Below are 630 nucleotides of genomic sequence, written 5' to 3'. Positions count from 1 at the left end.
AACGACCAGCACTATCAGGCGGCCATCCTTGAAAGCGGCAACGACACCACCCTCGACAGCGGCGGCGTCATCGCCTTCGAAGCCGTCAAGGACCTGCACGACGAGAGCCACACCAAAACCAACAACAACGCCTTCTGGAACGCCGCCAAGGGCAAAGGCACCACCGACGAAACCCTGCGCCAGACCGCACTCGTCGCCCAGGGCAGCCGGGCGGTCAATGCCGTCAAAGGCCTACAGATCGATGTCACGCACGTCAACCGCCAGACCGTCAGCCAGAGCATCGACGCCATGGTCAAGGCCGATCCGACGCTGGCCTGGATAAAGGACGCCGAGGCGCGGGGGGATGTCGATTGGCGGCAGGTGAAGGAGATTCATGAATCGTTCCGGTACGACACCTCGGGGTTAGGGCCGGCTTCGCAGTTGGTGGTGGCGATTGCCATGGCGGCCACCGTTGGGCCGGCGGTGGCCGGCGCAGCGGCGGGTGCGGGAACCGTCGGAGCTGCAGCGACCGGCGCGGTCGCGGCGGGCGCGGCTGCCAACGCCAGCATCGGCCTGATCAACCATCGTGGCGACCTCGGGGCAGTATTCAAAGACGTCACGTCCGCAGACGCCATGAAGGGCTACGCGGTT

Annotated in this window: 1 pseudogene; it reads left to right on the top strand. The window is 65.7% G+C overall.

The window, feature by feature from the left end:
- Positions 1 to 630: pseudogene (locus AC3WJP_RS29145) on the top strand (DUF637 domain-containing protein); the annotation flags it as partial.

The sequence above is a fragment of the Pseudomonas sp. GW821-FHT01A09 genome (genome assembly GCF_058986725.1).
Note: the sequence above shows the minus strand (reverse complement) of the source record. Positions and strands in the feature narration are given on the sequence as shown.